We start from the raw sequence: 22,462 nt of genomic DNA, 5'->3' as shown, positions 1-22,462 counted from the left end.
AATTAGATCTTTTTTTGTCTTCCTCTGAGTAAATTTAACGAGCCACCCATTGTTAAATTTACAGAGTGCATGCTTGTAAGAAGGGGTTCAGATTACTGTAGGGGTTGGCAAGATTAAGCACTGTCATGGAAGTGACCGTTGACGGCATGGATGCCGTCGTCGAGCCTATAGGGATGATGAGATGGACACCTCTTGTAAAGTAGGCGTCATTAACGCCATATTGAATCTGCAAGCTCAATATCAACAAAGGTGTCCACTATGAAAATTACTCTAATTGGTATCGATTTGGCAAAAAATGTTCTCCAGGTTTGTGGTGTTAATCAAGCAGGGAAAGCGGTATTTAATCGCACAATTAAACGCACCCAACTATTAAAAACGCTTGTGCAATATCCCGAGGCTGTCATTGCTATGGAAGCCTGTAGTGGCTCAAATTATTGGGGCAGAGAACTTATCTCTCAGGGTTTTGAGGTCAGATTAATTCCACCACAACATGTGAAACCATTCGTGAAAGGGAATAAAAATGACCGCAATGATGCTTTTGCTATATGTGAAGCGGCTCAACGTCCTAACATCATTTTTGTTAAACCAAGATCTTTAGAGCAGGTCGATGTGATCATTAGCCATCGGATCCGAGAGCGCCGTATTAGGGTCAGAACGGCATTAACTAATCAGATCCGTGGTTTATTAAGTGAATATGGCATCGTTATCCCTAAAGGTCGTGATCCACTTAACCTAGCACTTCCTGAGTTACTCGAAGATGCAAGTAACTCGCTTACCACTATCGCTCGTCGTTACATTAGGGAATTGCTCGATGAGCTTTATGCCATAAATGCTTCGATTAAGTCATTAGAAAAAGATATTCGGATACAAGCAAGAAATCATCCAGATACCAAACGGTTAACCGCAATACGAGGTGTCGCTGAGATTATTGCCACAGCAGCGGTATCCTTTGCTGGTGATGGCTCCAGTTATCAAAATGGTCGACATTTTTCTGCAAATTTAGGGCTCGTTCCAAAAGAGTTTTCAAGTGGTGGAAAACAGAAATTAGGTGGCATAACCAAGCGTGGTAACAGCTATCTAAGGCGTCAGTTAATTCAAGGTGCATGGTCTGTCATACGCTACGCAACAAACAACGATGATAGGCTGTCTGTATGGGCGAGAAATATCATTGAACGAAGAGGCAAGCAAAAAGCAGCTGTGGCAGTTGCAAATAAACTGGCGAGGATAATTTGGGCGATGCTCTACTATAAAACAGAGTACAGAGCCTGTTAACTAAATGAAGCAATAACATACCCTAAAAAACCGAACACAATTAATGAAGTAACAGGTAATACCGGCCTTTGCAAATGCTGAGAGAGTATAAGGAGTTATAACTCCGAAGGGACGATAAGCAGCAAAGGCGCGGTTCTCATTAAGGCCAGAGAACAAAGATTCTCACAAACAGGTCGGATATACGTACGCAGTATTACTTTCTGTTACTCATAAAGTGGTTGATCTGTTCGAGGTGTCCATATATATATTTACGGCGAGTCACTGGAATGACAGTGCTTAATCGCTGAAACAGAATGATGAACACTCTTTCTATGAGCAATTAATACAGCCTTGCATTTGTTCAATTCCTACTCTAAAAACAAAGATCTGTTACCGAAAAGCTGGATTCCCGCCCACAAGTATTGCGGGAATGACAGTGCTTAATCAATGTCGTCATTACAATACAAGCGCAAAGCAAGATGCGGCAACATATCACTCACCTTATGGCTCTCGTCTTGTGGATCAAACGCGCAGGCGGGTTTTCTTCTGTTATAATGCCCCCTCGATTTTTTGGAGGCGAGAATGGACGTATCTTCTTTACTAGACGGCCTGAATGATAAGCAGCGCGAGGCTGTCGCGGCACCGCAATCTAGCATGTTAGTGTTGGCGGGCGCGGGCAGTGGTAAAACTCGGGTGTTGACCCACCGCATTGCGTGGCTGATGCAGGTTGAACAGCAGAGTCCTTACTCGATTCTCGCGGTGACATTTACCAATAAAGCTGCGGCTGAGATGCGCGAGCGAGTTGAAAAAGTCGCTGGCACTAATATGGGCCGCATGTGGATTGGCACTTTCCACGGCTTGGCGCATCGCTTGTTGCGCACTCACTTCCAAGATGCGGGTTTACCGCAAAGCTTCCAAATCCTCGATTCTGACGATCAAGTGCGTTTGATCAAACGTATTCTTAAAAGCTTGAATTTGGATGAGAAACAATATCCTCCACGTCAAGCTCAGGGTTATATCAATGGTAACAAAGACCAAGGATTACGCCCTAAACATATCGATGCGGGCGGTTTTCCGCTTGAGCAAAATCTGCTAAAAATCTATCAGGTTTACCAAGAGTCCTGTGACCGCGCAGGTTTAGTCGATTTTGCCGAAATCCTGTTACGTGCCCATGAGTTATGGCTCAATAAGCCGCACTTGTTGGCCCATTATCAAGACAGATTCAAGCATATTTTGGTGGACGAGTTCCAAGATACCAACGCGATCCAATATGCGTGGATCCGTGTGCTCGCCGGTCAAACTGCCAATGTGATGATAGTCGGTGATGACGACCAATCGATTTACGGCTGGCGCGGCGCTCAGGTTGAAAACTTACATCGATTCTTAAAAGATTTCCCGACGGCGACCACGATTCGCCTCGAGCAAAACTATCGCTCTAAGGGTAATATTCTTAAAGCTTCCAACGCCTTAATTGCCAATAACCCAGAGCGTATGGGTAAAGAGTTGTGGACGGATGAAGCCGATGGCGATCCAATTTCGCTCTATTGCGCCTTTAATGAAATGGACGAGGCGCGTTTTATTGTCGGTCGGATTAATGATTGGCACGAAAAGGGCGGCAACCTCAGTGATTGTGCGATTTTATATCGTTCTAACGCTCAGTCGCGGGTATTGGAAGAAGCCTTATTACACAAAGGCTTAGCTTATCGTATCTACGGCGGTTTACGCTTCTTCGAACGCCAAGAAATTAAAGATGCCATGGGTTACCTGCGTCTGATTAATAACAAAGACGACGATGCGGCGTTTGAGCGTGTGGTTAACACGCCGCCCCGTGGCATTGGCGATCGCACTTTGGATATTTTGCGCTCCACGGCGCGCCAGCATGAGTTAACCCTGTGGCAGGCGAGTGTGCGTTTGCTCGACGAGAAAGTGCTCGCGGGCCGCGCAGCAAATTCTGTGCGTGGTTTCATGGACTTAATCATGACCATGCGTGAAGACACCCAAGATATGGTGCTGTATCGCATGGCCGATACTGTGATCCAAGCTTCGGGTCTTAAGGCCATGTATGAAGCCGAAAAGGGCGAAAAAGCCCACGCTAGAATCGAAAACTTAGAAGAATTAGTCACAGCGGCGCGTACCTTCGAAATGCCAGAAGAGCTGGAGGACATGGGCGAACTTAACGGTTTCCTCTCCCACGCGGCGCTCGAAGCAGGCGAAGGCCAAGCCGATGCCTTTACCGACGCGGTGCAGCTAATGACGCTGCATTCTGCCAAAGGCCTAGAGTTCACTATGGTGTTCATGGCGGGCGTAGAAGAAGGGATCTTCCCGAGTAAAATGGCACTCGAAGAGGGCGATAGACTCGATGAAGAACGCCGCCTCTGCTATGTGGGCATGACCCGCGCGATGGAAAAACTTTACATTACCTATGCGGAATCGCGCCGTATTTATGGCCGCGAAGATTACGCCCGGCCATCGCGTTTTATCAAAGAGATCCCGCCGCAATATGTGGATGAAATCCGCCTCAAGGCGCAGGTTTCAACCCCAATGGCGAATAATCGTTTTAGTACCCAAAAGTCGGCTGCCACAAACGATACCGGTTTTAACGTCGGCCAACGAGTCAATCACCCTAAATTTGGTGAAGGCAAGGTGACCAACTTTGAGGGCAGCGGTGCCCAAGGGCGCGTGCAAGTCAGCTTTACTGACTTTGGCAGCAAGTGGTTAGTAGTGGCTTACGCTCGTTTAGAAGCGCTGTGATGACTGACATCATCGCGATAAATGTCAGCTTTTTGTGACACGCTTTTAGGGGATGAATTCGCATCGGGAGAAGCATGGGTATATGATGCTAAGCCTGAAAACGAGTGGAAACTTTAGGGTATTGGGAGTACCTAGTTAATGAATTTAAAGCAAAAGTGGGATGTGTATTCCCGTCTTACTCGAATCGACCGCCCAATCGGTACGCTATTATTGCTGTGGCCATGTTTGATGGCGCTAATGTTAGCTGCGGGTGGCATGCCGGATCTTAAGATCTTGGTTATCTTCATTATTGGCGTAGTGATCATGCGTGCCTGTGGCTGCATTATTAACGACTATGCCGATCGCGATCTCGATTCTTTTGTTGAACGCACTCGATCACGCCCGCTAGCCAGTGGCGAAATCAGCACCAAAGAAGCGCTGATACTGTTCGTCATTTTAGGTTTATCCGCTTTTGGTTTAGTCTTATTACTCAATGGATTAGTCGTTAAACTATCCGTTGTTGGCATTATCCTCACGATTATTTACCCCTTCACTAAACGTATCACCAACATGCCGCAGATGTTTTTAGGCATAGTGTGGAGTTGGTCTATCCCTATGGCTTACGCCGCACAAACGGGTGAAGTGCCGATGGAGGCTTGGTGGTTATTTGCCGCCAATTGGTGTTGGACTGTCGCCTACGACACTATGTATGCCATGGTCGATAGGGATGATGATCTAAAAGTGGGTATTAAATCTACTGCGATTTTGTTTGGTAAATATGATCGCCAAATCATAGGCTTATTTCAGCTTGCCGCCTTGGCTTGTTTTATCGCCGCAGGTTGGAGCGCCGATCGTGGTTTGCTCTATGGTTTAGGTATACTGACTTTTGTCGGTTTTAGTACTTACCAACAAATGCTGATCTTTGATCGTGAACGAGCCCCTTGTTTTAAAGCTTTCCTCAATAATAACTGGGCAGGACTGGCCTTATTTGTTGGGTTGGGTGCGGACTATTTGATCTAACGAGCATCGTTTAAGCTGGGGAGATCCTGATGGATCATCCATTGATTTTCCGGCGCTAATATTTGTTCTAAATCGATTTGGTGGATGTTGTCTTGGGAGATGACCTTGATAACAGGGCTCACTCTGTGGGGATAGGGCGCACCTTCGAGTGCGCGCACCGCCAGATCGATAGCAATTCGAGCCTGCAATACCGGTGAGTCACTGACTGTCGCGAGTAGCTGCTTTTTCTGCACTAATTCTATAGTTTGCGCATTAGAGTAAAATGCGATGACTTTGCCGGTTTGATTCCGGCGTCCATCTAAAAAGCGCGCCGCGAATGTGGCCGCCACCGCATTGGCAATTACATAATCTACGCTTTGTTTTGCAAGTACTTTTCGCACCAAATCCGCTTGAACAAATAACTCAGTCGTACCGTAACCGCCTTCAATAACCTCGAACGCTTGTTTGCCCGCCGCTTGCCTAAATCCTTGTTCCGCCGCCATCACCCAAGATGCACCCTTAGGCCCAGGAAACCACGCCACCTTAAGCTTAGGTGACTCCTGATTGATAGCTTCTCGCTGCTGCGCCGCAATATATTCTGTCGCCGCAACGGACATATCTTCAAAGCTGACTAAGGAGCGACTCGTGAGTTTGTCGGTCGCGATACCATTGACTAAATCGATAACCGGAATGCCCGCAGCGCTGAGCTGTTCAATGTCCGCAATCAGTCCGTCAGCGGTATTGGCAGCAATAATATAAGCTTGAGCCTTGAGTGCATAACAATCATGGAGTTGCTGTCTTTGCTGCTCAATCTTGTCATATCCACCAGCATCATAAATGCCGAGCGTTACGCCTTGGCGCTCGGCTTCTTGTGATAATCCAAAGGCGACGCCCCACCAATATTGATCTTTACCGTGGGGAAGTAAGGCGCAGATCCGCCATGCTTTATTGGCCTTAGTGAGTGGCGTGTAGAGGGTCTTTTGACCGTCGGCAATGACATCGGCGGGATACCAAGCTGCCTGCACTGCAAAGACGAAACTACTGAGGATTAAGAGGAGGCAAATCCTGAGGGAACGGGCGAAGAATGCAGTCAAGTGCATAGGCTCATGATGTTAAGTGAACAGTGAACTAAGCATAGAACAAGGATCCGTAGTTGCTTAATCATAGTTAAATAAAGCTAATTTATTGTTTAATAACAAGCATAAAGCAGTACTGTTATGGTTTGGTCGCAAAGATACAACATGACTTAAACGCCGTGGGGCAACGCATCCGCAGGCTTTACGCTTTGACTCGTTCACTGAATGTTTAAGTTTACATTTCACGTTGAAGGCTTAATGGCCACTGCTGGTTTTCGCCATAGTGCTTAGTCTATAGTCATTGGCTAATAGTGGTTTTTTATGATCAATTTCATGCTTAGGTAACAAGGAGTCGTTATGTTTATTCCGCCAGGATTTGCACGGGTTAGCCCGTATATGATTATCAACAATGCCGATAGTTTAGTGGCCTTTATGCAAAAAGCCTTTGATGCTAAAGCGCTACATATTTCCTATCGGCTAGATGGCAAAATAGCCAATGCGCAGATGCAAATCGGCGACTGCCTATTTATGTTAAGCGAGGCGAGTGAAGCGTTTCCGACAATGCCAGCATCCTACTATTTATATGTGGAAGATGCCGATAAATCGGTGGCTCAGGCGCTTGCAGCTACAGGCGAGTTAATCATGGCAGTGGCGGATAAACCCTATGGCGATCGCCAAGGTGGAGTGAGGGATCCCGTGGGTAATTTGTGGTGGATCTCCCAGCGTTTAGCCGCAGGGCCATATCAGGATTGATCGTCAAGTGATAACCAGTCAAAGGAGGTGATGTATGCCGTGCCAGTTAACTCGATTATTTGGAATCGAATTGCCAATTATTCAAGCGCCTATGGCGGGTGTTCAGGGCAGTGCCTTAACGATAGCCGTGTCGCAAGCCGGTGCGTTGGGATCTTTGCCCTGCGCCATGTTATCCCTTGAAGCATTAGATGCCGCGTTGACACAGATCCGCGCCCAAACGACTAAGCCCATCAATGTAAACTTCTTTTGTCATCACGAGCCCGAACCGCAAGCGGCGAAACAAGCTGCATGGCTCAAGCAACTCGCGCCTTATTTTGCTGAGCTGGGTATCCATCCTGATACCCACGCTGCGGGAGCACAACGCGCGCCCTACACGAGTGCTCAGGCTGAAGTATTAGCCAAATTCAAACCTGAGGTTGTGAGTTTTCACTTTGGTTTACCCAATGAAGACTTGTTGCTGGAGATAAAATCTTGGGGATCTAAGATCATCTCGACGGCGACAACAGTAGAAGAGGCGCTCTGGTTAGAAGCGCATGGCGTAGATGCTATTATTGCGCAGGGCTTAGAAGCTGGCGGCCATAGAGGACATTTCTTATCCGATGATTTGACTGAGCAGCTCGGCACTTTTAGTTTATTGCCGCAAATTATTGCCGCCGTTGATGTGCCCGTTATCGCTGCTGGTGGCATAGTCGATGCCAAAACCGTGCGCGCCGCCATGGCGATGGGTGCTTCAGCGGTGCAAGTGGGGACGGCCTATTTACTTTGCCCTGAATGCACGACCAGTGAGATCCATCGCGCCGCACTGCAAAGCGAGGCGGCGCAGCATACGGCTCTGACTAACTTATTCTCTGGTCGCCCCGCACGCGGCATAGTGAATCGTTTTATGGTTGAACTTGGACCTATCAATAACGCAGTACCGGATTTTCCGCTCGCCTCCAGTGCCGTCGCAGGATTGCGAAGCGCCGCCGAGCAACAAGGGTTCGGCGATTTTAGCCCACTTTGGTGCGGCCAAAATGCAACCGGCTGTCAGGCTATTCCCGCCGCAGAGCTAACAAGACAATTGGCGTTAGGTTTGATGGTCTAATGATCAGTTTGAACGTTTTTAAGCCAGCATTGTATTCATGGTTTTATCCATCATGTTATTGATAAGCCAAGCTACTTTTTTGGGTTTTTACTATCGCATAGGCTTGGCTAGATCAACTGACAAGGATGTTAAATGCTAAAAATTCGACTAAGACGCCCAGCTAAATATCGAATTTATTTTCTCATTTTGATGATTATTGTGTATTGGCTTGGGTTTAATTTACTGCCAGAACAGTTAACGCAAACAAGTGAGCAGTTGTCTTTGGCTGTCGTCAGTGCACTATATTTTGTGTTGTTACCTCTGCTTTATTGGTATTGGATTATCAAAATTGGTGCGCAAAAAAGCTGGAAAATATTAGTCATTCTCAGTTTGAGCAGCCTCATGGCTCGCCTCAGCTACCCTCCTCAAATTGCAGAGTATTTCGAGTTTATCGCTTGGCTGCGTTTCCCTATTATCACGGTATTACTGCTCATCGAATTGTACTTGATGGTGAGCATTATTAAGGGATTGTGGCAGGCGAGGAAGGCTTCAGGCGATCCAAGATTAGCGATCATTGCTCAATATGCTGCCACTGTGGAGCAAGAGCTGGGTAATGGGGCAAATGAACTTAGAACGCTTAATATTGAGGGCGCATCAAACACTGATTTGCCAAAGAATCAAATGCCTGACGATAAGAAGCTGACCTTAGGTTTAATACTCGCTACCGAACCCGCGAGTTGGTATTACGCTATCCCTTATTTTTCCCGTCGCCACCCAGCATCGATCACACCGCTTAAGTTACTGAGTGCCCAACCTTGGCATGCTTTAGTCATCATAATGTGTTTAATCGTGGCCTCCACACTGAGTTACATACTACTCGATTATGTGAGTCATATTGTTGCCGTATTCGTTTCTGGTTTGATCTTATATTCAGTGGTATTAATCGCAGCCAATTACCGAATCAGTCGTTATTACTCCCTGTATCAAAGGGAAGGTAAGCTCATTATCAATAATGGTATCTGGGGTTTTATGGCGATTGATTTAACCCAGATAAGTGAACTGAAATTTGGGGCATTTGTGACTCACGTGCAACCACAGCAAGTGGGCGGCATTCCTATTGGTACTTCATTTGGTAATTCTGTCGACACATCTGTGGCAATCGCTGCACCAGAAATCTTGACGATAGGACGGGGTGATGTCGCGAATGTGCAGCTGATTTTTAAGCATCCCCAAACTTATTATGGCGGAATGGGACAATTGCCTGAGTCGTTAAGTATGGTCAACCTCGTTGTAGATGATCCTCAAGTATTCGCTGATGCGTTTGGCCATATCCACAACTTGCAGAAAGCATCGTAGACTGGATTCATCATGATGGGATTGTATTTCAAGATTTTGATTTGTTTAGATATTAGATGATGCTATTCACTTGAATATTTGAATTGATCACTTTGGATATCAAATAATGTCATGAGTAAAGGCCGCGATAATTTGGGCATTGATATGCTCACCAAGGCTTACATTTTACATGGCTAAATTAGCGGCTTGTTAGTTTATACTCACTGTTTAAAGGTTGGTTGCTGGGTAGACTGTCGCTCCCTTTGATTATGTATTTTCTGTGTTAATGGCTGCAAATCACTGGCCCCATAGTCGTGGATGCAAGTGGTCTATCAATTTAAGGAAAACACTATGTTGTTACGTCAAATCATTGTTATGTGCCTTGCCGTCGTGAGTTTTGCTACGTTTGCGGGCGACAAAGCCTATCAAGATATTGCACTTAAAACCTATCCCGATCAGCAGCAAGTGACCTTAGGCAGCGTTGCGGGTGACAAGCCGATATATCTAAAGTTTTGGGCAACTTGGTGTCAGCCCTGTATGGAACAAATGCCGCATTTTGAAGCCCTGCAGAAGAAGTATCAGGACAAGATTAATATCGTCGCAGTGAACATCAATATTAATGAAGAGCAGCCTAAGATCGCTGACGTTATCGCGCGCTTCGGGCTCACTATGCCCGTGTGGTTGGATAATGAAGGTGAGTTGGGTGTGGCTTTAGGCTTGGTCGGTACGCCCTATAGTGTATTGATCAATCGTGCGGGTGATGTGGTTTACACTAGCCATGAGTCAGACGCTAATTTAGATAAATTTATTGATATGTTGGCGAATGGCCAAGAGTTGACGGCGCAGGCAACAGAGGCGCCCAGTGCCGAGCAAACGGCTAAGTTACTCAAGCCTTGGGAACAAGGTGAGCATTTACTCTTTTTCACTGCAACTTGGTGTGATTGGTACTTGGCTGAGAGCCGTCCAGAAATGTCGAAAGAGTGTATTGCCGTCCAAAAAGGCTTAAATAATCTCGCGCAAAAAGTGCCGAATAAAGCGTGGCACGGTGTGGTCAATCACCTGTGGACAGACGATAAAGCGCTCGAAGATTTTAAGCAGCTTTATCAGACTAAAATTGATTTTAGTATCGATGAGTTAGGCGTGTTATTTAATCATTTTAAAATCCGTAATATCCCGACGTTACTGTGGGTTAAGGACGGGAAAATCGTTCAGCGCATTACCGATTTTAGCCAGCCAGAGCAACTCGTTAAGCAGCTTTCGGCTCAATAAGCTCATTCCAACTGTTAGGCTTTTGATAGAATGCCGAGTGTTTTCCATCTTATCGTTGGATTGTATTGTGGGGAGTGTTAGCACTATGACGCCGATTTTCAGTAATGCCGCGATTGGTCGTAGTTTGTTGATTTTGATCTTATGCGCTGGTGTATTCTTTTTTATCGACTTTTTAGTGCCTGCCTTAGCCGCCTTGATTGTGTGTTTTTCGAGTTGGCCTCTTTATCAAAAACTATTGGCAAAATGCGGTGGCCGCTCGGCGTTGGCGGCAACCATTGCCCTATGTTGTATTGTGCTCGGGCTGATTATCCCGCTGGTGTTTGTATTTTCCTATGCGTTACAAGAGATAAGAACTTGGGTTGATTGGTTGGTGTTTACTAACCAACATGGTTCGCCCGTGCCCTTGTGGATCAAAGACTTACCTTGGGTGGGTGAGTGGTTAACCCTGCAATGGCAGCAATTTATCGGTGAACCCCACGAGCTAGGCAAAATTATCAGTGCCATCAGTGGTCAGAATCTGAGTGGCATTTCTCGCTGGGTGCTGCAATTAGGCTGGAACACGCTAGGCCTGCTATTGACCTTACTGTTTATGTTGATCACTTTGTTTTTCCTCTATAAAGATGGCGAGCAAGTGGCCAAACAGTTAGATATTGTCGGCGAGCGAGTATTGCCCGCCCGCTGGCATAGCTTCTCCCGTGTTGTGCCTGCGACGGTCAGTTCGACGGTGATCGGCATGACGCTCATCGCGATTGGTGAGGGCATAGTGCTGGGGATTGCCTATTGGATTGCGGGTGTGCCATCGGCCGTGGCTTTTGGGGTGTTAACCGCCTTTATGGCCTTGGTTCCCGGCGGCGCGCCAACCATGTTTACCTTGATTTCACTCTATCTTGTCGGCACTGGCGATATGACGGCGGGCGTCGGCTTGTTCCTTTGGGGCAGCATAGAGCTGTTTATTGTCGATAAAACCTTAAGGCCTAATCTTGTCGGTGGGCCGATTAAATTGCCTTTCTTACCGACTTTTTTCGGTTTGATCGGCGGCGTGAAAACCATGGGTTTTGTCGGTTTGTTTGTCGGCCCAGTATTGATGGCCTTGCTGGTGGCGATTTGGCGGGAATGGTTAAGGGAAGAACCTGAAATAATACAAAGTGATAAACAGGCGGGAAGCTAAAAGCTAAGGTTTAGTCTGCCCTAAGGTATTTTTGCGCTCATCGGTGTAAAACCACCAAGGTTTAGCATCTTCGCCCGCCATAAAACGGGTGATGGAGATAAATACATCTATCATGCACGGGTCGTGTGTTTTTCCGGTCAAACGATTGAGTGCTTGATATAGGTCGTAGGGATTTTGCCCCAGCAGTTGCTCAGGTTTATCTAGACCGAGCAAACGTAAATCCGCCGCACAGGCTTTGCCAATATTCGGCAAATCAGTTAATTGCTTCACCTCAGCACGCACTACTTTCGCAGGATTCATACGGATTGCCTCGTTAAAACACACGCTGAAAAGTCATTACTGCTGGATAATCGCTTAGGCGAGATAATTGCCTTGGCGAAATAAGAGCCTGTAAATAACAGGCTCTAAACAAAGCTATAAAATCTAGGCTTTAACCAGCTTAGTCAGATCTGCTGGGCGGTAGTATACCGATTTTAGTACCTTACCTTGGCGAACCACTTTACCTGCCATTTCCACATCTTTAGCGCATTTGGCTATGATGAAATCACCTTGCTGACTACCGACAATTTCAACACCTTGTTTGGCATAGAAGGCAATGGTCTCGGCCAGTTCTTGCTCGTTACGGCACACTTTACTCATATTGCTCGAGTGGACTTCATCCCAGCAGCTAATAAAGTCGATTTCACGGTTTTGAGCCACGCAAAGCAACAAGTCAATCAGGTAACTGATTTCGAGTCTGTCGGTCATGGCTTGTGCGCCTAAATGTACTAAACGCCCCATTAACACGTACACAGAATCCACAATGGCATCGGCCTGCTCGATACGGCTATCGGCTTCGGCAAGTTCAGTTAACTCTTCAATAATCAAGGAAGTATGTAAGGTGTCGGCCTTATCATCCAATGAGCTGGCATCGTTGACGGCTAGGTCGAAGGTGCTACGAAACTCACTAATATCACGGTACAAGTGGTCATAAATAGGTTGAGTTAAGCGGGTGAGTTTCATCTGGATAGCCTTGGGATCAATAAACAATAAGTAGTTGGCGGCAATTTTAAAGAAATGCGCCGTAGAATACAAAGTTCAGGTATTTGCTCTTAAGTGTAAAAAATACCCGCTGCAAATTCGGGTGCAGCGGGTTTCGGCAAATGTAGGGTGGGCTACCGAACGGAGATGTAAACTGGCTTTTTAGTACAAAATGATTACTGGCCGTATTTTGTGATTAATTTATCAAGATAAGGGATGACGTCTTTATCGCCCCAATCGAGATATCCGCGTACGAAACCAACAAGATTACCTTTAGCATCAAAAAAATACGTCGCAGGAACGACGTTTGCAGGAATGATCTGTTCTATGTTTTGTGTTGGATCGAACCAAGTTTGGTAGTCGCTAAAATTATGTTGAGTGAGGAAAGGTCGCACATCCTTAGGTTCCTCATCGATGGAGATTGGGACTATGGCGATATTTTTCCCTTGATATTCTTGTTTAAGATGTTGAAGCTCTGGGATTTCACGCAGGCAGGGGGCGCACCAAGTTGCCCAAAGATTAACGAGAACCAGTTTACCTTGATGTTGTTTTAGGGTTTGAGTTTTTCCCGCTTCATCAATGAAAGGCACATCCGGTACGCCGCGTGCGTGCTGCATTTCAACGAAGCCTGTCATTACCCTAGGTTTAGGAATCGCTTCGCCAGTGTCGTAAAGCTTATTCTGTAATGAATGGGCTTGGACTGAGTTGTTTAACAGGACAAAACTGCATAGCAGAATGAGTCGCATAGAGCATAGTTTCATGGTGAATCCTTAATTTGAGATAGGGAACTCAGTGCTCAGCGCTTAATGAGTCCAAGGCAAATACCTACACCGACTAATAGCAAGAGTAGCGGGCCAAACCAAAGTGCGACCGTAGAGCCTTTCAGTTCGGGTTGATAACGAATTTTTTCACCATAGCGCTGTACCATAAAAAAAATGATTTCATCTTGGCTATCTCCTTGTTCTAACATGGAAAAAATTTGAGCTTTAAGCTCATGTGCGATAGGGGCTTGTGATTCAAACAAGCTTAGATTTGTTGCCATAGGACAGCGAAGCAGTTTACTGATATCCATAGCTTGTTGTTGATGAGCAGTGTTAGAGACAGGTTGCTCTTGCGCCATAGCGAGGAATGCAGTCCCGCCTAGAAACAGCGTGGTAAAAAGCAACCAGATAAAAGCACTGAGGTAAGGTGAGCGAAATAATGGATTCATTAGGCAAGCATTTCCCTTTGCAATGAATGGGATGAGTTAGGTAAGGCTGCTGGTTTCGGGTAATAACTCAGGCTGCGAGTAGGCCAAGCGGCGACAGTTCCACCTAACATCATTAGCAGTGCCCCAAGCCAGATCCAACTGGCAAGGGGTTTATAGCTGATGCGGATCAGGTATTCGTTATCACTAAGTTGCAATCCCATCGAGACATAAATATCCCGCCATAGGCCGTGATCAATACCAGCATGGGACATTTCCATGGCATTGCTTTTGAAGGTTTGTCGTTGTGGGGTGATATAACCTAGTACCAGCTCATCTTGGGCTGCATCACGGATACTGATATTGGCTTGAATCGCAGTAAAACTCTTGGTCTCGATATTCTCGGTACTTTCATAAACTAAGACATAACCCGCTAACGGCTTACCTTGGCCTGGGCCCATTCTTAGCAGGGCTTCTTGTTCAAAGAAAGAGACGGCCGTCGCACCTATTATAGTTACAGCCACGCCTAAATGAGCAAGCAGCATGGCCATGAGGCGTCGTTTAGGGAGAGGCTTAGCTGTATTTATATTTTCTTTAACAGGCTGTTTATTTTGGTGATTTTTATTTTTTAATCCTAATGCTGCTATCAATGTTAATAATAAGCAAACGAGTAACCAAAGCGCTGCTGCAGTGCCAAGTAACAGAAATAAATTGTTGCCAGTTGCTGCTTGTAAGCTTATCCACAGAGCTGCAGTTAAGATCAGTGCACCGGGTATGATCAAAGGCTTAACTTGAGCTTTGGATGCTTTTTGCCAACCAGCTAAAGGGGCGACGCCCATCAAGAGTACGAGTAAGAATGTCAGAGGCACAAAGATCGCATTAAAATAAGGGGCACCGACAGAGAGTGTACCTAAACCAAGTAATTCATAGAGCAAGGGATAGAAGGTACCGAGTAGAACGGAAAATGCCGCTACGACTAATATTACAATACCGAGTAGCAACAGCGTTTCTTTACTGAAAATGCTATGCCGAACTGAGTGTCTGAAGTTATTGGCTTTAAGTGCAAAGGTGAGCAGAGCTGCGCTAACAAAAAGTATTAATAAACAGAGGATTGACATACCACGGGTAGGATCAGCGGCAAAGGCATGCACCGATTGCACTATGCCGGAACGTACCAAAAAACTGCCCAGCAAACTGAGTGAGAAAGCTAATAGGCACAGCAGCAATGTTGTGATTTGAAAGCCATTAGTGCGTTTCGTCAGAACAATGGAATGGACTAATGCTGTAGCGACAAGCCAAGGGATAAATGAGGCGTTTTCTACAGGGTCCCAAAACCACCATCCGCCCCAGCCCAGTTCGTTATAGGCCCACCAAGAACCAAAGGCATTGCCACCTGTAAGGAAAATCCACGCCAGTAACACCCAAGGGCGAAGGTAATCGAGGTGGCGAGCAGGTAATTTGCCCCCAATGAGTGATGCCAGTGCTGCGGCAAAGCAAACAGTTAGCCCGACATAACCTAAAAACAGCATTGGTGGATGCAGTATTAAGCCAATGTCCTGCAATATGGGGTTAAGGTCGCGTCCTTCGACTGGAATGTTTGGGAGTAAGCGGGCAAAGGGATTGGAGGTAAAGAGTAAAAACAAATTAAAGCCGAGGATCACTAAGGCCAAAATAGCGAGAACTCTGCCAAAGTAAGCCCTATCAGCCTGTAAACTGGCACTATCGAGATTAACCTTATTCGTTGCTTGACGCCAATTGATCACCGCACCCCACAGGGCAATGGCGAACACCCAAAATAACATTGAGCCTTCGTGGCTGCCCCACACCGCCGCGATTTTATAACCGAGGGCGAGCTGACTATTAGAATGATTGGCAACATAGGCGACTGAAAAGTTATCGGTAATAAAGCTAAAAATTAAGCTAAATAATGCTGCCAGTAAGGTAAAAAAGAGAGCGTAGAATAATTTATTGCCAAAGCTGATTAGGTAAAAGTTATTCCGGTAGCTACCGATTAAATGATGACTAGCCGACAATAATGCCAACACAGTACTCATGATCAGCAATATGTGCCCTAGCTCTGGAATCATATTTGTCATAGATATTTCCTGCATAGCATTGGTTGTCGAATCGCATTAATTCTGGAATTAATAATGGGTTAACTTTTTTAGCGGTTAATCGCTACTAACTTATTTATTTTTATTGTTGCCTGGCTAAATTGGATATTGAGTCTTTAACCATTTAACGATTGACTCGCAGGGTAGCTGAGTTTTTGTGGAAGGAATGTGATCTGTCTCGGCATTAAAATGGTCATTTATGACTTTGTTTATTTTTGAAAAATCAAAGCCATTTTTAGATTTTTTTAGAGTTCAAAAAACATCTTTTAGATCTAATTAACTACTGTTTTTCATTGTTTAAGGTGTTGATTTGTTATGAATTAATTATTTTGGCTCCTCTTGATTTCTGAATTAAAATTTAATGTGCTCTAGCGCAGATTTTTTGTTTTTCCACTCCGTCATCATGCAGCCACTGGTCAATTGTTTATGTCGTTCAGTGAACAGTTAGGTTCAGTGGAGAATATAAAACTAATGATAAATTAGGAGTGAATGATGAAGCGATGGAAAATCAAAACAGCCTTAGGCGTGCTGTTTTGTTTAGGTTCTGCCGTAAGCGCTACCACAATCGCCTCCGATGCTAAATCGGATGGTAAAGTGGTCCCTGGAGTGGGTAATAAACAGCAATCCCACTATACTCAAGATATTTTGGCTAATCCCAATTTAAATGACAATTTAATGGAGAAATCCCGTGGTGTTAAAACACTGCAGGATTATATTGTTCAAGAGCAAGAATTATTTGATTTTTTATTTGAAAATCACCCCGTTTTTAAATATGACGCGGAAGGTCGATTAAAGGGCACTTATAAAGTCAGTGACCGCGGTGAAGAATATTTACACGGTGGTGACAGTGTTGCTTACAGTAAACACAGTAAAGAAGTGAACTCAACTGATGGCACCGCTGTACGTTATAGTGCCTATAACGATGGTCAACGTCCAAAAGCACTGCAATATCGTTTAGGGGCAAAATCGATTTTAGATTTCCCTAACAAGTTTGTTGGCCCCGAAAAATGCGGTGAGTGTCATGGTCCGCAATACGAAAAATGGAGACGTTCACGTCACTCTAAGACGATTCGCTTCCCTGGCGAACATCCAGAAGTCGATAACGACCTGAAAAAAACCATGTATACCACCAAAGATACCTCGATTCTGCCATCGGGTATTACGCCAGACGCTATCTATGCAACTGTGGGGACGCCACGTACCAAATATGGTTTTATCGACGCCTATCTGGTGCGCGGTACTTACCACGTGAAAGACGGTCTGCTGAAAGATGGCACTGGTACTATGGTCGCCGGTGGTAACCAATTCTCCCGCGGTTGGGCTGAGTGGTTAACCCCTGAAATGGCTGCAAAAATTAACAAAGCTATCCCAAGTTTCCCTGTCAAAATGGAAGATTTTGGTACCAGCGGTTCACACCAATGGGGCATGAGCTCATACGGTGCTAAGTACGAGAAGGAATTCCTATTCCAACCAGCTAGCTCCTATTGCGAAATGTGCCACAGCTTTAAGTTTGACTTCCAAACTAAAGATGAATTCTTCGCTGCCTTAGGTAACCCAAAAGAGCTGCAAAAACACACGATTTCTAAAGGGATTACCTGTGAAGAGTGTCATGGCGCAGGCGGCCACTTAGACGGCGGTATTGGTGGCGGTATGCCATCTAACTGTGAACGTTGTCACCAACGCTTCAATTTTGTTGAAGAGCTAGCTGAAACGCCACAGGGTAAAGAGAAACTGGAATATGCCTTCAACGTGAAGATGAAATCTTCTTGCCCATCTTGCGGTACTGAAGGTTCGCAAATGTTTGCCTCTGCACACTATGACAAAGGCATGCGTTGTTCAACCTGTCACGATCCACACGAAGTGACTGATGGTGATTGGAAATCTGGTACTACCAAGCCAAAAATCATCAAAGAGTGTACTGACTGTCATACGGCTCAAGCCGAGATCGCCAAGAACACCAACACCCACAGCAACCAAACTTGCCAAAGCTGTCACATGCCAAACATGGGAAGCTGTGAAAACTTCACTGCGATCCAATTCCCAGATATGGCGGGCTTCGACAACGTGCGTAAGTCACACATGTGGAAGATTGATGTCGACCCACTGCGTAAGACCCTCAACCCACCTGAAGGTAAGTCGCGCGATGCGACGACTAAGGGCTGGACTGTGGCGAAAGATGAAAACGGCTACAACTACCTCGACTTGATGTGGACCTGCGCCCGTACTTCAGCTTCAGACCACGATGTGACCGAAAACAAAGGTTGTCATAGCCAGTTCCAATCTGAACTTGAAGTGGGTCTGCACTTTGAAGACCAGATGGAAATCTATGGCGAAGTTCAAAAGTGGCAAAAACCAGTTAAAGAAACTTTTGCCCTAGTAGAACAAGCCCTTGCCCGTATCGACAAGCTGTTAGAAGTCACCAAGCTGTCGGTTGAAGACAAGACGCAAGTGTTGATGTTGACCGACAAAGCCCAAGATGTTGTTCGCCTGATTAAGGCTGACGGTTCATGGGGTGCGCACGGCCCAAGTTACTCACTGAAACGTCTTGATGCTGCCTTAACCTATGTGACTCAAGCCCAAGCCATTATCGATGGTAAAGGTCTGAGCGCACAGAAAATGTAGTTCGACTCGAGTCTAACTTGTCCCCGACACACCCGTGCCGGGGAATATACGAGGCCAAATGATGAATAACGTGATCCGACAAAGCCTTATCGGCGGCTTAATGGCTCTGAGCTTAGGGGGCATTAGCCTACCCGCCATCGCAGGGGGAGGTTCTGATATCTCTGAAGCGCCCTATAACGAAATTCAGTTAAATCCTATTTCCATGCGGGAAGCTGAAACCTTAGTCGGCAAGCAAGAGGTTTATTTTTTCGACGTAAACACGCTGGAAATCTGGGCGGAAGGTTTTGTCCCCGGAGCGGTTTTTTTCAATGTTCAAAATTGGAGAGAGTTACTTCCAAAGAATAAAGATGCGGTGATGGTGTTCTATTGCGCTAATCGCCTTTGTACCGCTAGCAATATGGCCGCTCGGGAGACCATGAAGCTAGGTTACACCGGAGTTCGCCATATGGCCGATGGTATTTTCGGTTGGCGTATGTCCGGAAGAGCAACAGAAAAACCATAGTAATCAAATAAATATTTTAATCGGTTATGGGTAATGCCCATACGTTTTCGGCTAACGCACTAAGCCCAAGGGCTAAATAGAAGAGAATATAAAATGAAAACATCTATGCCAACGTCTTTTATCCCAAAAACCATCACAGTGGCGACCTGCGCCGCACTGTTTGTATCTATGGCGAGCTTTGCCGCCCCAAGCCTTAAAACCGATGCAGAAAAAGCGTCTTACAGTATCGGTGCATCCGTTGGTAACTACATTTCTGGCCAGGTTTATAACCAAGTAGAACTGGGCGCAGAAGTGAATGTGGACTTAGTTGTTCAAGGTTTTGTGGACGCGCTGAAAAAACAACAGCAATTAACCGATGAAGAAGTACTGACATACCTCAATCAACGCGCCGAAGAATTAAATCAAGTGAGAAAAGCCAACGCTGAAAAATTAGCTGCTGAAAATATCAAAGCGGGTGAAGCCTTTCTTGCTGAAAACAAAAAGAAGTCTGGCGTCAAAGTGACTGATTCTGGTCTGCAATATGAAGTGCTGGTTACGGGCGAAGGCAAAAAGCCTAATCCAGAAGATGTGGTGACCGTTGAATACGTCGGCAAGCTTATCGATGGTACTGAATTTGAAAACACCGTTGGCCGCAAAGACCCTACGCGTTTTGCCTTAATGACAGTGATCCCCGGTTGGGAAGAGGGCTTAAAACTGATGCCTATGGGCTCTAAATACCGCTTTGTCATCCCCGCAAACTTAGCCTATGGCAATGAATTTGTGGGTGAAATTCCACCGCAATCTACCTTGATCTTTGAAATCGAACTGAAAAATATCGAAAAGCCAAGTGAGAAAAAAGAAGCCCGCATGATGGGCATGATGCCTGCTCACTAAGAGCAAACATCGGGGACTGAGCGTTTAGTTTTGTTCGCTCAGTCATAAGCTTGGAGCGGCAAACAAAGAGGTTAGGTATGGCAAGTTTAGGGTTCACCATCGCACTCCTATTAAGCGGATTTGTTGCTTGGATTTTTTGGCAACACGCACGCTTAAACCAACTGCAAACCGTGGCGAGCTTGCCTCTAGCCTCCCATGGGTTGCCAGTGCTGTGCAGTGGTGTATTGCTTGTCATGACGCTCGCCATCTACAGCCAAACGGGGCGTTATCAGGATTGGGATAAGGGCATAGTCAATGAGCATATTGACTACTTAGTCGCTGCCGACATCACCAAAGCCCAGCGTCTCGTGGATGAACAACCACAAAACCCGTTGGCATTACAGGCGCTTGCCCAGGCTTACAGCGCGGGTGGTTTATATAGCGATGCGGTGCAGACCTTAGACAAGTTGCTTGCGCTAGTGGGTGAGGACGCCGAGGTGCTCGGCGCTAAGGCCAATGCCCTGTATTACCGCGATGCGCGCCAAATGACGCCGCAAACCCAAGCGCTGATTGCACAGATCTTGGCGTTTGCGCCCTTTGAGCCACAAACCCGCATGTTACAGGCCACCGATGCGTATCTGCATGGGCGTTACCAAGAGGCGATAGACCATTGGCAGGCACTACTGTCACAGCCAACGGCAGAGATTAATCGTGAGGCCATTTTAAATGCCATTGGCAAGGCCCAAAGCAAATTGAATGAAAGTGGATATTAATCAAGTCGCTAGCCATTTTCAGGCATGTAGGAACGATAACGATATAAATAAAAACGTCGGTATAAAACCGATAGATGGAGGATGTTGTGAGTGAAAATATAGAGAGACGGAGGTTCCTTAAAAGCGCTGGCATGTGCTCTTTGATGTTAACGCCTTTAGCCGGGTGTTCGGTCAAAGAAGATGCTGACAGCGCCCATAAGCCCCATTACGTCATGGTCTTTGACCAAAATAAATGTGTCGGTTGTGGTGATTGTAAAACCGCCTGTAACCAAGCAAACAACTTACCCGCGGGTGTTTCTCGGGTGATCCTTGAGCAGCAAAGTGGTCGTGTTGAAGGTCAAGCCTGCCCTCACTGCGGCAAGATGGTTTGTGACTGTGAACGTAAGTTTGTGCGGGTTTCCTGTCAGCAGTGCAAAAACGCCCCCTGTGTCACAGTTTGTCCAACGGGCGCGGCGCACCGCGACGCGAAAACGGGCATAGTGACTATGGATGCAAGTAAATGCGCGGGCTGCAAATATTGTATCGGCGCATGTCCCTACAATGCGCGTTTGATCAACGACAACACTGATGTGGCTGATAACTGTGACTTCTGCTTGCACAGCAAGCTGTCTAAGGGCGAGCTACCCGCATGCGTACAGAGCTGTAAGTACGACGCGCTGATCTTTGGCGATGCCAATGATCCTCAGTCCTATGTCAGTAAGTTATTGGCGGTAAAAGACTCTGTGCGGATTAAGCCACAGTTTGGTACTGAGCCGAGCTTACGTTACATACCAATCGTCAAACTGGGAGTGTAAATATGGATACCAGTATGGAATTTACCTTAGGACTCTCCCAAGGCGTTGCTTGGCCTTGGCCGATTGCAGTGTATTTGTTTTTCGCGGGGATTTCGGGCGGGGCGTTAACCATTGCGCTGGCGCTGCGTTTTTACCTAGGACAGGTTGAAAATACCGCCTTCTTAAAAGCCGCGACCTTGCTGTCCTTTGTCACCATTAGCTTAGGGATGTTATGTCTGGTACTCGACTTGACTAACCCCTTATTCTTCTGGCGAATTTTGGTGTTTTATAACTTAAATTCTGTGATGTCGATTGGTGTTATTGCGCTGTCGGTGTATATCCCGTTAGTGGCAGTGGTAGCACTTTTAGCCCTCGAAAAAGAGCTGATGGCCATCCCACAATTGAAGTTTTTAGTGCCAATTATTGCCAAGTTAAAAGGCTTTAGACGCCCAATGGAAGCGCTCGCGTTAGTGCTGGCGTTATCTGTATGTGCTTACACGGGCTTCTTGATTTCTGCGCTGATCCGCTTCCCGCTGATCAACACCTCGGTACTCCCAGCACTGTTTATTGCCTCGGGGCTTTCTGCGGGTGGCGCTTCAGCCAAAATGCTGGCGGTGTGGTTATTTAAAGAACCCCTGCACAGCGGCGAAATGAAGATCCTGCACGGCGCCGAATGGCCCATTATGTTCGCCGAAGCCATGTTTATTTTCATGATCGCCACCGCGCTATTAACGGGTAATGCCGGTGGTCAATTTGCTTTTGCCGCTTTCCATGAAGGTGTGTGGGCGAGTGTATTCTGGATTGGTGTTGTGGGTATCGGCTTTGGTGCGCCACTGCTACTGAACTTTGCGACGGGTAAACATTTTAGCCATTCGGCCAAAGCGTTTTATATGTCGGGAATGTCTGCGGTGGTGGGTATGATGTGTCTACGACTCTTCGTCCTGTTAGCGGGTCAAAACTACGCGATTTAACTATG

The 22,462-nt window shown here is 46.2% G+C and carries 20 protein-coding genes; 14 read left to right on the top strand and 6 right to left on the bottom strand.

Annotated features, from left to right (window positions below; genetic code table 11):
• Positions 1-258: 258 nt before the first annotated feature.
• The 3 genes from OX890_RS20675 (at position 259) to ubiA (ending at position 5,001) form a co-directional block, all read left to right on the top strand.
• On the top strand, positions 259-1,272 hold the full coding sequence (locus OX890_RS20675; protein ID WP_107946627.1) for an IS110 family transposase: 1,014 nt from the start codon (positions 259-261) through the stop codon (positions 1,270-1,272).
• 561 nt (positions 1,273-1,833) lie between these two features.
• Positions 1,834-4,002: a DNA helicase II gene (uvrD, locus tag OX890_RS20670; protein WP_268649848.1), complete on the top strand. Its 2,169-nt coding sequence runs from the start codon at positions 1,834-1,836 to the stop codon at positions 4,000-4,002.
• Between the two features lie 138 nt (positions 4,003-4,140).
• Positions 4,141-5,001, top strand: coding sequence for a 4-hydroxybenzoate octaprenyltransferase (gene ubiA, locus OX890_RS20665; protein ID WP_268649847.1), 861 nt, complete (start codon positions 4,141-4,143; stop codon positions 4,999-5,001).
• Here the strand turns inward: ubiA and torT are convergent.
• Complete coding sequence (gene torT, locus OX890_RS20660) at positions 4,998-6,080, bottom strand: TMAO reductase system periplasmic protein TorT (protein WP_268649846.1); 1,083 nt, start codon at positions 6,078-6,080, stop codon at positions 4,998-5,000. The genes ubiA and torT overlap by 4 nt on opposite strands.
• Before the next feature lie 333 nt (positions 6,081-6,413).
• On the opposite strand from torT, the gene OX890_RS20655 reads away from it, so the two are divergent.
• The 5 genes from OX890_RS20655 to OX890_RS20635 all read left to right on the top strand — a co-directional run bounded on the left by OX890_RS20655 (position 6,414) and on the right by OX890_RS20635 (position 11,644).
• Entirely contained in the window at positions 6,414-6,809 is a 396-nt protein-coding gene (locus OX890_RS20655; protein ID WP_268649845.1) for a VOC family protein, read from the top strand.
• A 34-nt stretch (positions 6,810-6,843) separates the two neighbouring features.
• The gene (locus OX890_RS20650; RefSeq protein WP_268649844.1) at positions 6,844-7,893 is read left to right on the top strand and encodes an NAD(P)H-dependent flavin oxidoreductase; all 1,050 of its coding nucleotides are present in this window, start codon (positions 6,844-6,846) and stop codon (positions 7,891-7,893) included.
• 132 nt (positions 7,894-8,025) lie between these two features.
• The gene (locus OX890_RS20645) at positions 8,026-9,228 is read left to right on the top strand and encodes a hypothetical protein (RefSeq protein ID WP_115333777.1); all 1,203 of its coding nucleotides are present in this window, start codon (positions 8,026-8,028) and stop codon (positions 9,226-9,228) included.
• 330 nt (positions 9,229-9,558) lie between these two features.
• Positions 9,559-10,476 carry a TlpA family protein disulfide reductase gene (locus OX890_RS20640; protein WP_268649843.1) on the top strand — a complete coding sequence of 306 codons (918 nt, stop codon included), beginning with the start codon at positions 9,559-9,561 and terminating at the stop codon, positions 10,474-10,476.
• A gap of 85 nt (positions 10,477-10,561) precedes the next feature.
• Entirely contained in the window at positions 10,562-11,644 is a 1,083-nt protein-coding gene (locus OX890_RS20635) for an AI-2E family transporter (protein ID WP_268650634.1), read from the top strand.
• 3 nt (positions 11,645-11,647) lie between these two features.
• On the opposite strand, the gene OX890_RS20630 is transcribed toward OX890_RS20635, so the two are convergent.
• From OX890_RS20630 to OX890_RS20610, 5 genes are all read right to left on the bottom strand, one after another.
• Complete coding sequence (locus OX890_RS20630) at positions 11,648-11,944, bottom strand: helix-hairpin-helix domain-containing protein (RefSeq protein WP_115333779.1); 297 nt, start codon at positions 11,942-11,944, stop codon at positions 11,648-11,650.
• A gap of 123 nt (positions 11,945-12,067) precedes the next feature.
• The gene (locus OX890_RS20625; RefSeq protein WP_268649842.1) at positions 12,068-12,646 is read right to left on the bottom strand and encodes a nucleoside triphosphate pyrophosphohydrolase family protein; all 579 of its coding nucleotides are present in this window, start codon (positions 12,644-12,646) and stop codon (positions 12,068-12,070) included.
• Between the two features lie 194 nt (positions 12,647-12,840).
• Positions 12,841-13,425: a TlpA family protein disulfide reductase gene (locus OX890_RS20620; RefSeq protein WP_012090334.1), complete on the bottom strand. Its 585-nt coding sequence runs from the start codon at positions 13,423-13,425 to the stop codon at positions 12,841-12,843.
• Positions 13,426-13,460: 35 nt separating this feature from the next.
• Positions 13,461-13,874 carry a cytochrome c-type biogenesis protein gene (locus OX890_RS20615; RefSeq protein WP_268649841.1) on the bottom strand — a complete coding sequence of 138 codons (414 nt, stop codon included), beginning with the start codon at positions 13,872-13,874 and terminating at the stop codon, positions 13,461-13,463.
• Positions 13,874-15,946, bottom strand: coding sequence for a heme lyase CcmF/NrfE family subunit (locus OX890_RS20610; RefSeq protein WP_268649840.1), 2,073 nt, complete (start codon positions 15,944-15,946; stop codon positions 13,874-13,876). Before OX890_RS20610 ends, OX890_RS20615 begins: the two co-directional genes overlap by 1 nt.
• A 510-nt stretch (positions 15,947-16,456) precedes the next feature.
• On the opposite strand from OX890_RS20610, the gene sirA reads away from it, so the two are divergent.
• The 6 genes from sirA (at position 16,457) to nrfD (ending at position 22,457) form a co-directional block, all read left to right on the top strand.
• Positions 16,457-18,586: a dissimilatory sulfite reductase SirA gene (sirA, locus tag OX890_RS20605; protein WP_012090331.1), complete on the top strand. Its 2,130-nt coding sequence runs from the start codon at positions 16,457-16,459 to the stop codon at positions 18,584-18,586.
• Positions 18,587-18,644: 58 nt separating this feature from the next.
• Positions 18,645-19,088, top strand: coding sequence for a rhodanese-like domain-containing protein (locus tag OX890_RS20600; protein ID WP_012090330.1), 444 nt, complete (start codon positions 18,645-18,647; stop codon positions 19,086-19,088).
• A 93-nt stretch (positions 19,089-19,181) separates the two neighbouring features.
• The gene (locus OX890_RS20595) at positions 19,182-19,961 is read left to right on the top strand and encodes an FKBP-type peptidyl-prolyl cis-trans isomerase (protein WP_012090329.1); all 780 of its coding nucleotides are present in this window, start codon (positions 19,182-19,184) and stop codon (positions 19,959-19,961) included.
• Positions 19,962-20,038: 77 nt separating this feature from the next.
• The gene (locus OX890_RS20590) at positions 20,039-20,713 is read left to right on the top strand and encodes a tetratricopeptide repeat protein (RefSeq protein WP_268649839.1); all 675 of its coding nucleotides are present in this window, start codon (positions 20,039-20,041) and stop codon (positions 20,711-20,713) included.
• 86 nt (positions 20,714-20,799) lie between these two features.
• Positions 20,800-21,507 carry a 4Fe-4S dicluster domain-containing protein gene (locus OX890_RS20585; RefSeq protein ID WP_012090327.1) on the top strand — a complete coding sequence of 236 codons (708 nt, stop codon included), beginning with the start codon at positions 20,800-20,802 and terminating at the stop codon, positions 21,505-21,507.
• 2 nt (positions 21,508-21,509) lie between these two features.
• The gene (gene nrfD, locus OX890_RS20580; RefSeq protein ID WP_268649838.1) at positions 21,510-22,457 is read left to right on the top strand and encodes an NrfD/PsrC family molybdoenzyme membrane anchor subunit; all 948 of its coding nucleotides are present in this window, start codon (positions 21,510-21,512) and stop codon (positions 22,455-22,457) included.
• Positions 22,458-22,462 lie beyond the last annotated feature (5 nt).

Origin of the sequence: Shewanella sp. DAU305 (assembly GCF_026802235.1) — a bacterium.
In the GTDB taxonomy this organism is placed as follows: Bacteria; Pseudomonadota; Gammaproteobacteria; order Enterobacterales; family Shewanellaceae; genus Shewanella; species Shewanella baltica.
The sequence above is the reverse complement of the archived record's forward strand: the minus strand, read 5'-3'. Positions and strand labels throughout refer to the sequence as shown.

Excerpts from the sequence above, each read along its gene's own strand:
- OX890_RS20600 (WP_012090330.1), top strand. The coding sequence starts at position 18,645 with ATGATGAATAACGTGATCCGACAAAGCCTTATCGGCGGCTTAATGGCT.
- OX890_RS20590 (WP_268649839.1), top strand. The coding sequence starts at position 20,039 with ATGGCAAGTTTAGGGTTCACCATCGCACTCCTATTAAGCGGATTTGTT.
- OX890_RS20675 (WP_107946627.1), top strand. The coding sequence starts at position 259 with ATGAAAATTACTCTAATTGGTATCGATTTGGCAAAAAATGTTCTCCAG.
- OX890_RS20635 (WP_268650634.1), top strand. The coding sequence starts at position 10,562 with ATGACGCCGATTTTCAGTAATGCCGCGATTGGTCGTAGTTTGTTGATT.
- OX890_RS20615 (WP_268649841.1), bottom strand. The coding sequence starts at position 13,874 with ATGAATCCATTATTTCGCTCACCTTACCTCAGTGCTTTTATCTGGTTG.
- OX890_RS20610 (WP_268649840.1), bottom strand. The coding sequence starts at position 15,946 with ATGACAAATATGATTCCAGAGCTAGGGCACATATTGCTGATCATGAGT.
- ubiA (WP_268649847.1), top strand. The coding sequence starts at position 4,141 with ATGAATTTAAAGCAAAAGTGGGATGTGTATTCCCGTCTTACTCGAATC.
- OX890_RS20620 (WP_012090334.1), bottom strand. The coding sequence starts at position 13,425 with ATGAAACTATGCTCTATGCGACTCATTCTGCTATGCAGTTTTGTCCTG.
- torT (WP_268649846.1), bottom strand. The coding sequence starts at position 6,080 with ATGCACTTGACTGCATTCTTCGCCCGTTCCCTCAGGATTTGCCTCCTC.
- OX890_RS20655 (WP_268649845.1), top strand. The coding sequence starts at position 6,414 with ATGTTTATTCCGCCAGGATTTGCACGGGTTAGCCCGTATATGATTATC.
- sirA (WP_012090331.1), top strand. The coding sequence starts at position 16,457 with ATGAAGCGATGGAAAATCAAAACAGCCTTAGGCGTGCTGTTTTGTTTA.
- OX890_RS20645 (WP_115333777.1), top strand. The coding sequence starts at position 8,026 with ATGCTAAAAATTCGACTAAGACGCCCAGCTAAATATCGAATTTATTTT.
- OX890_RS20640 (WP_268649843.1), top strand. The coding sequence starts at position 9,559 with ATGTTGTTACGTCAAATCATTGTTATGTGCCTTGCCGTCGTGAGTTTT.
- nrfD (WP_268649838.1), top strand. The coding sequence starts at position 21,510 with ATGGATACCAGTATGGAATTTACCTTAGGACTCTCCCAAGGCGTTGCT.
- OX890_RS20595 (WP_012090329.1), top strand. The coding sequence starts at position 19,182 with ATGAAAACATCTATGCCAACGTCTTTTATCCCAAAAACCATCACAGTG.
- OX890_RS20630 (WP_115333779.1), bottom strand. The coding sequence starts at position 11,944 with ATGAATCCTGCGAAAGTAGTGCGTGCTGAGGTGAAGCAATTAACTGAT.
- OX890_RS20625 (WP_268649842.1), bottom strand. The coding sequence starts at position 12,646 with ATGAAACTCACCCGCTTAACTCAACCTATTTATGACCACTTGTACCGT.
- OX890_RS20650 (WP_268649844.1), top strand. The coding sequence starts at position 6,844 with ATGCCGTGCCAGTTAACTCGATTATTTGGAATCGAATTGCCAATTATT.
- uvrD (WP_268649848.1), top strand. The coding sequence starts at position 1,834 with ATGGACGTATCTTCTTTACTAGACGGCCTGAATGATAAGCAGCGCGAG.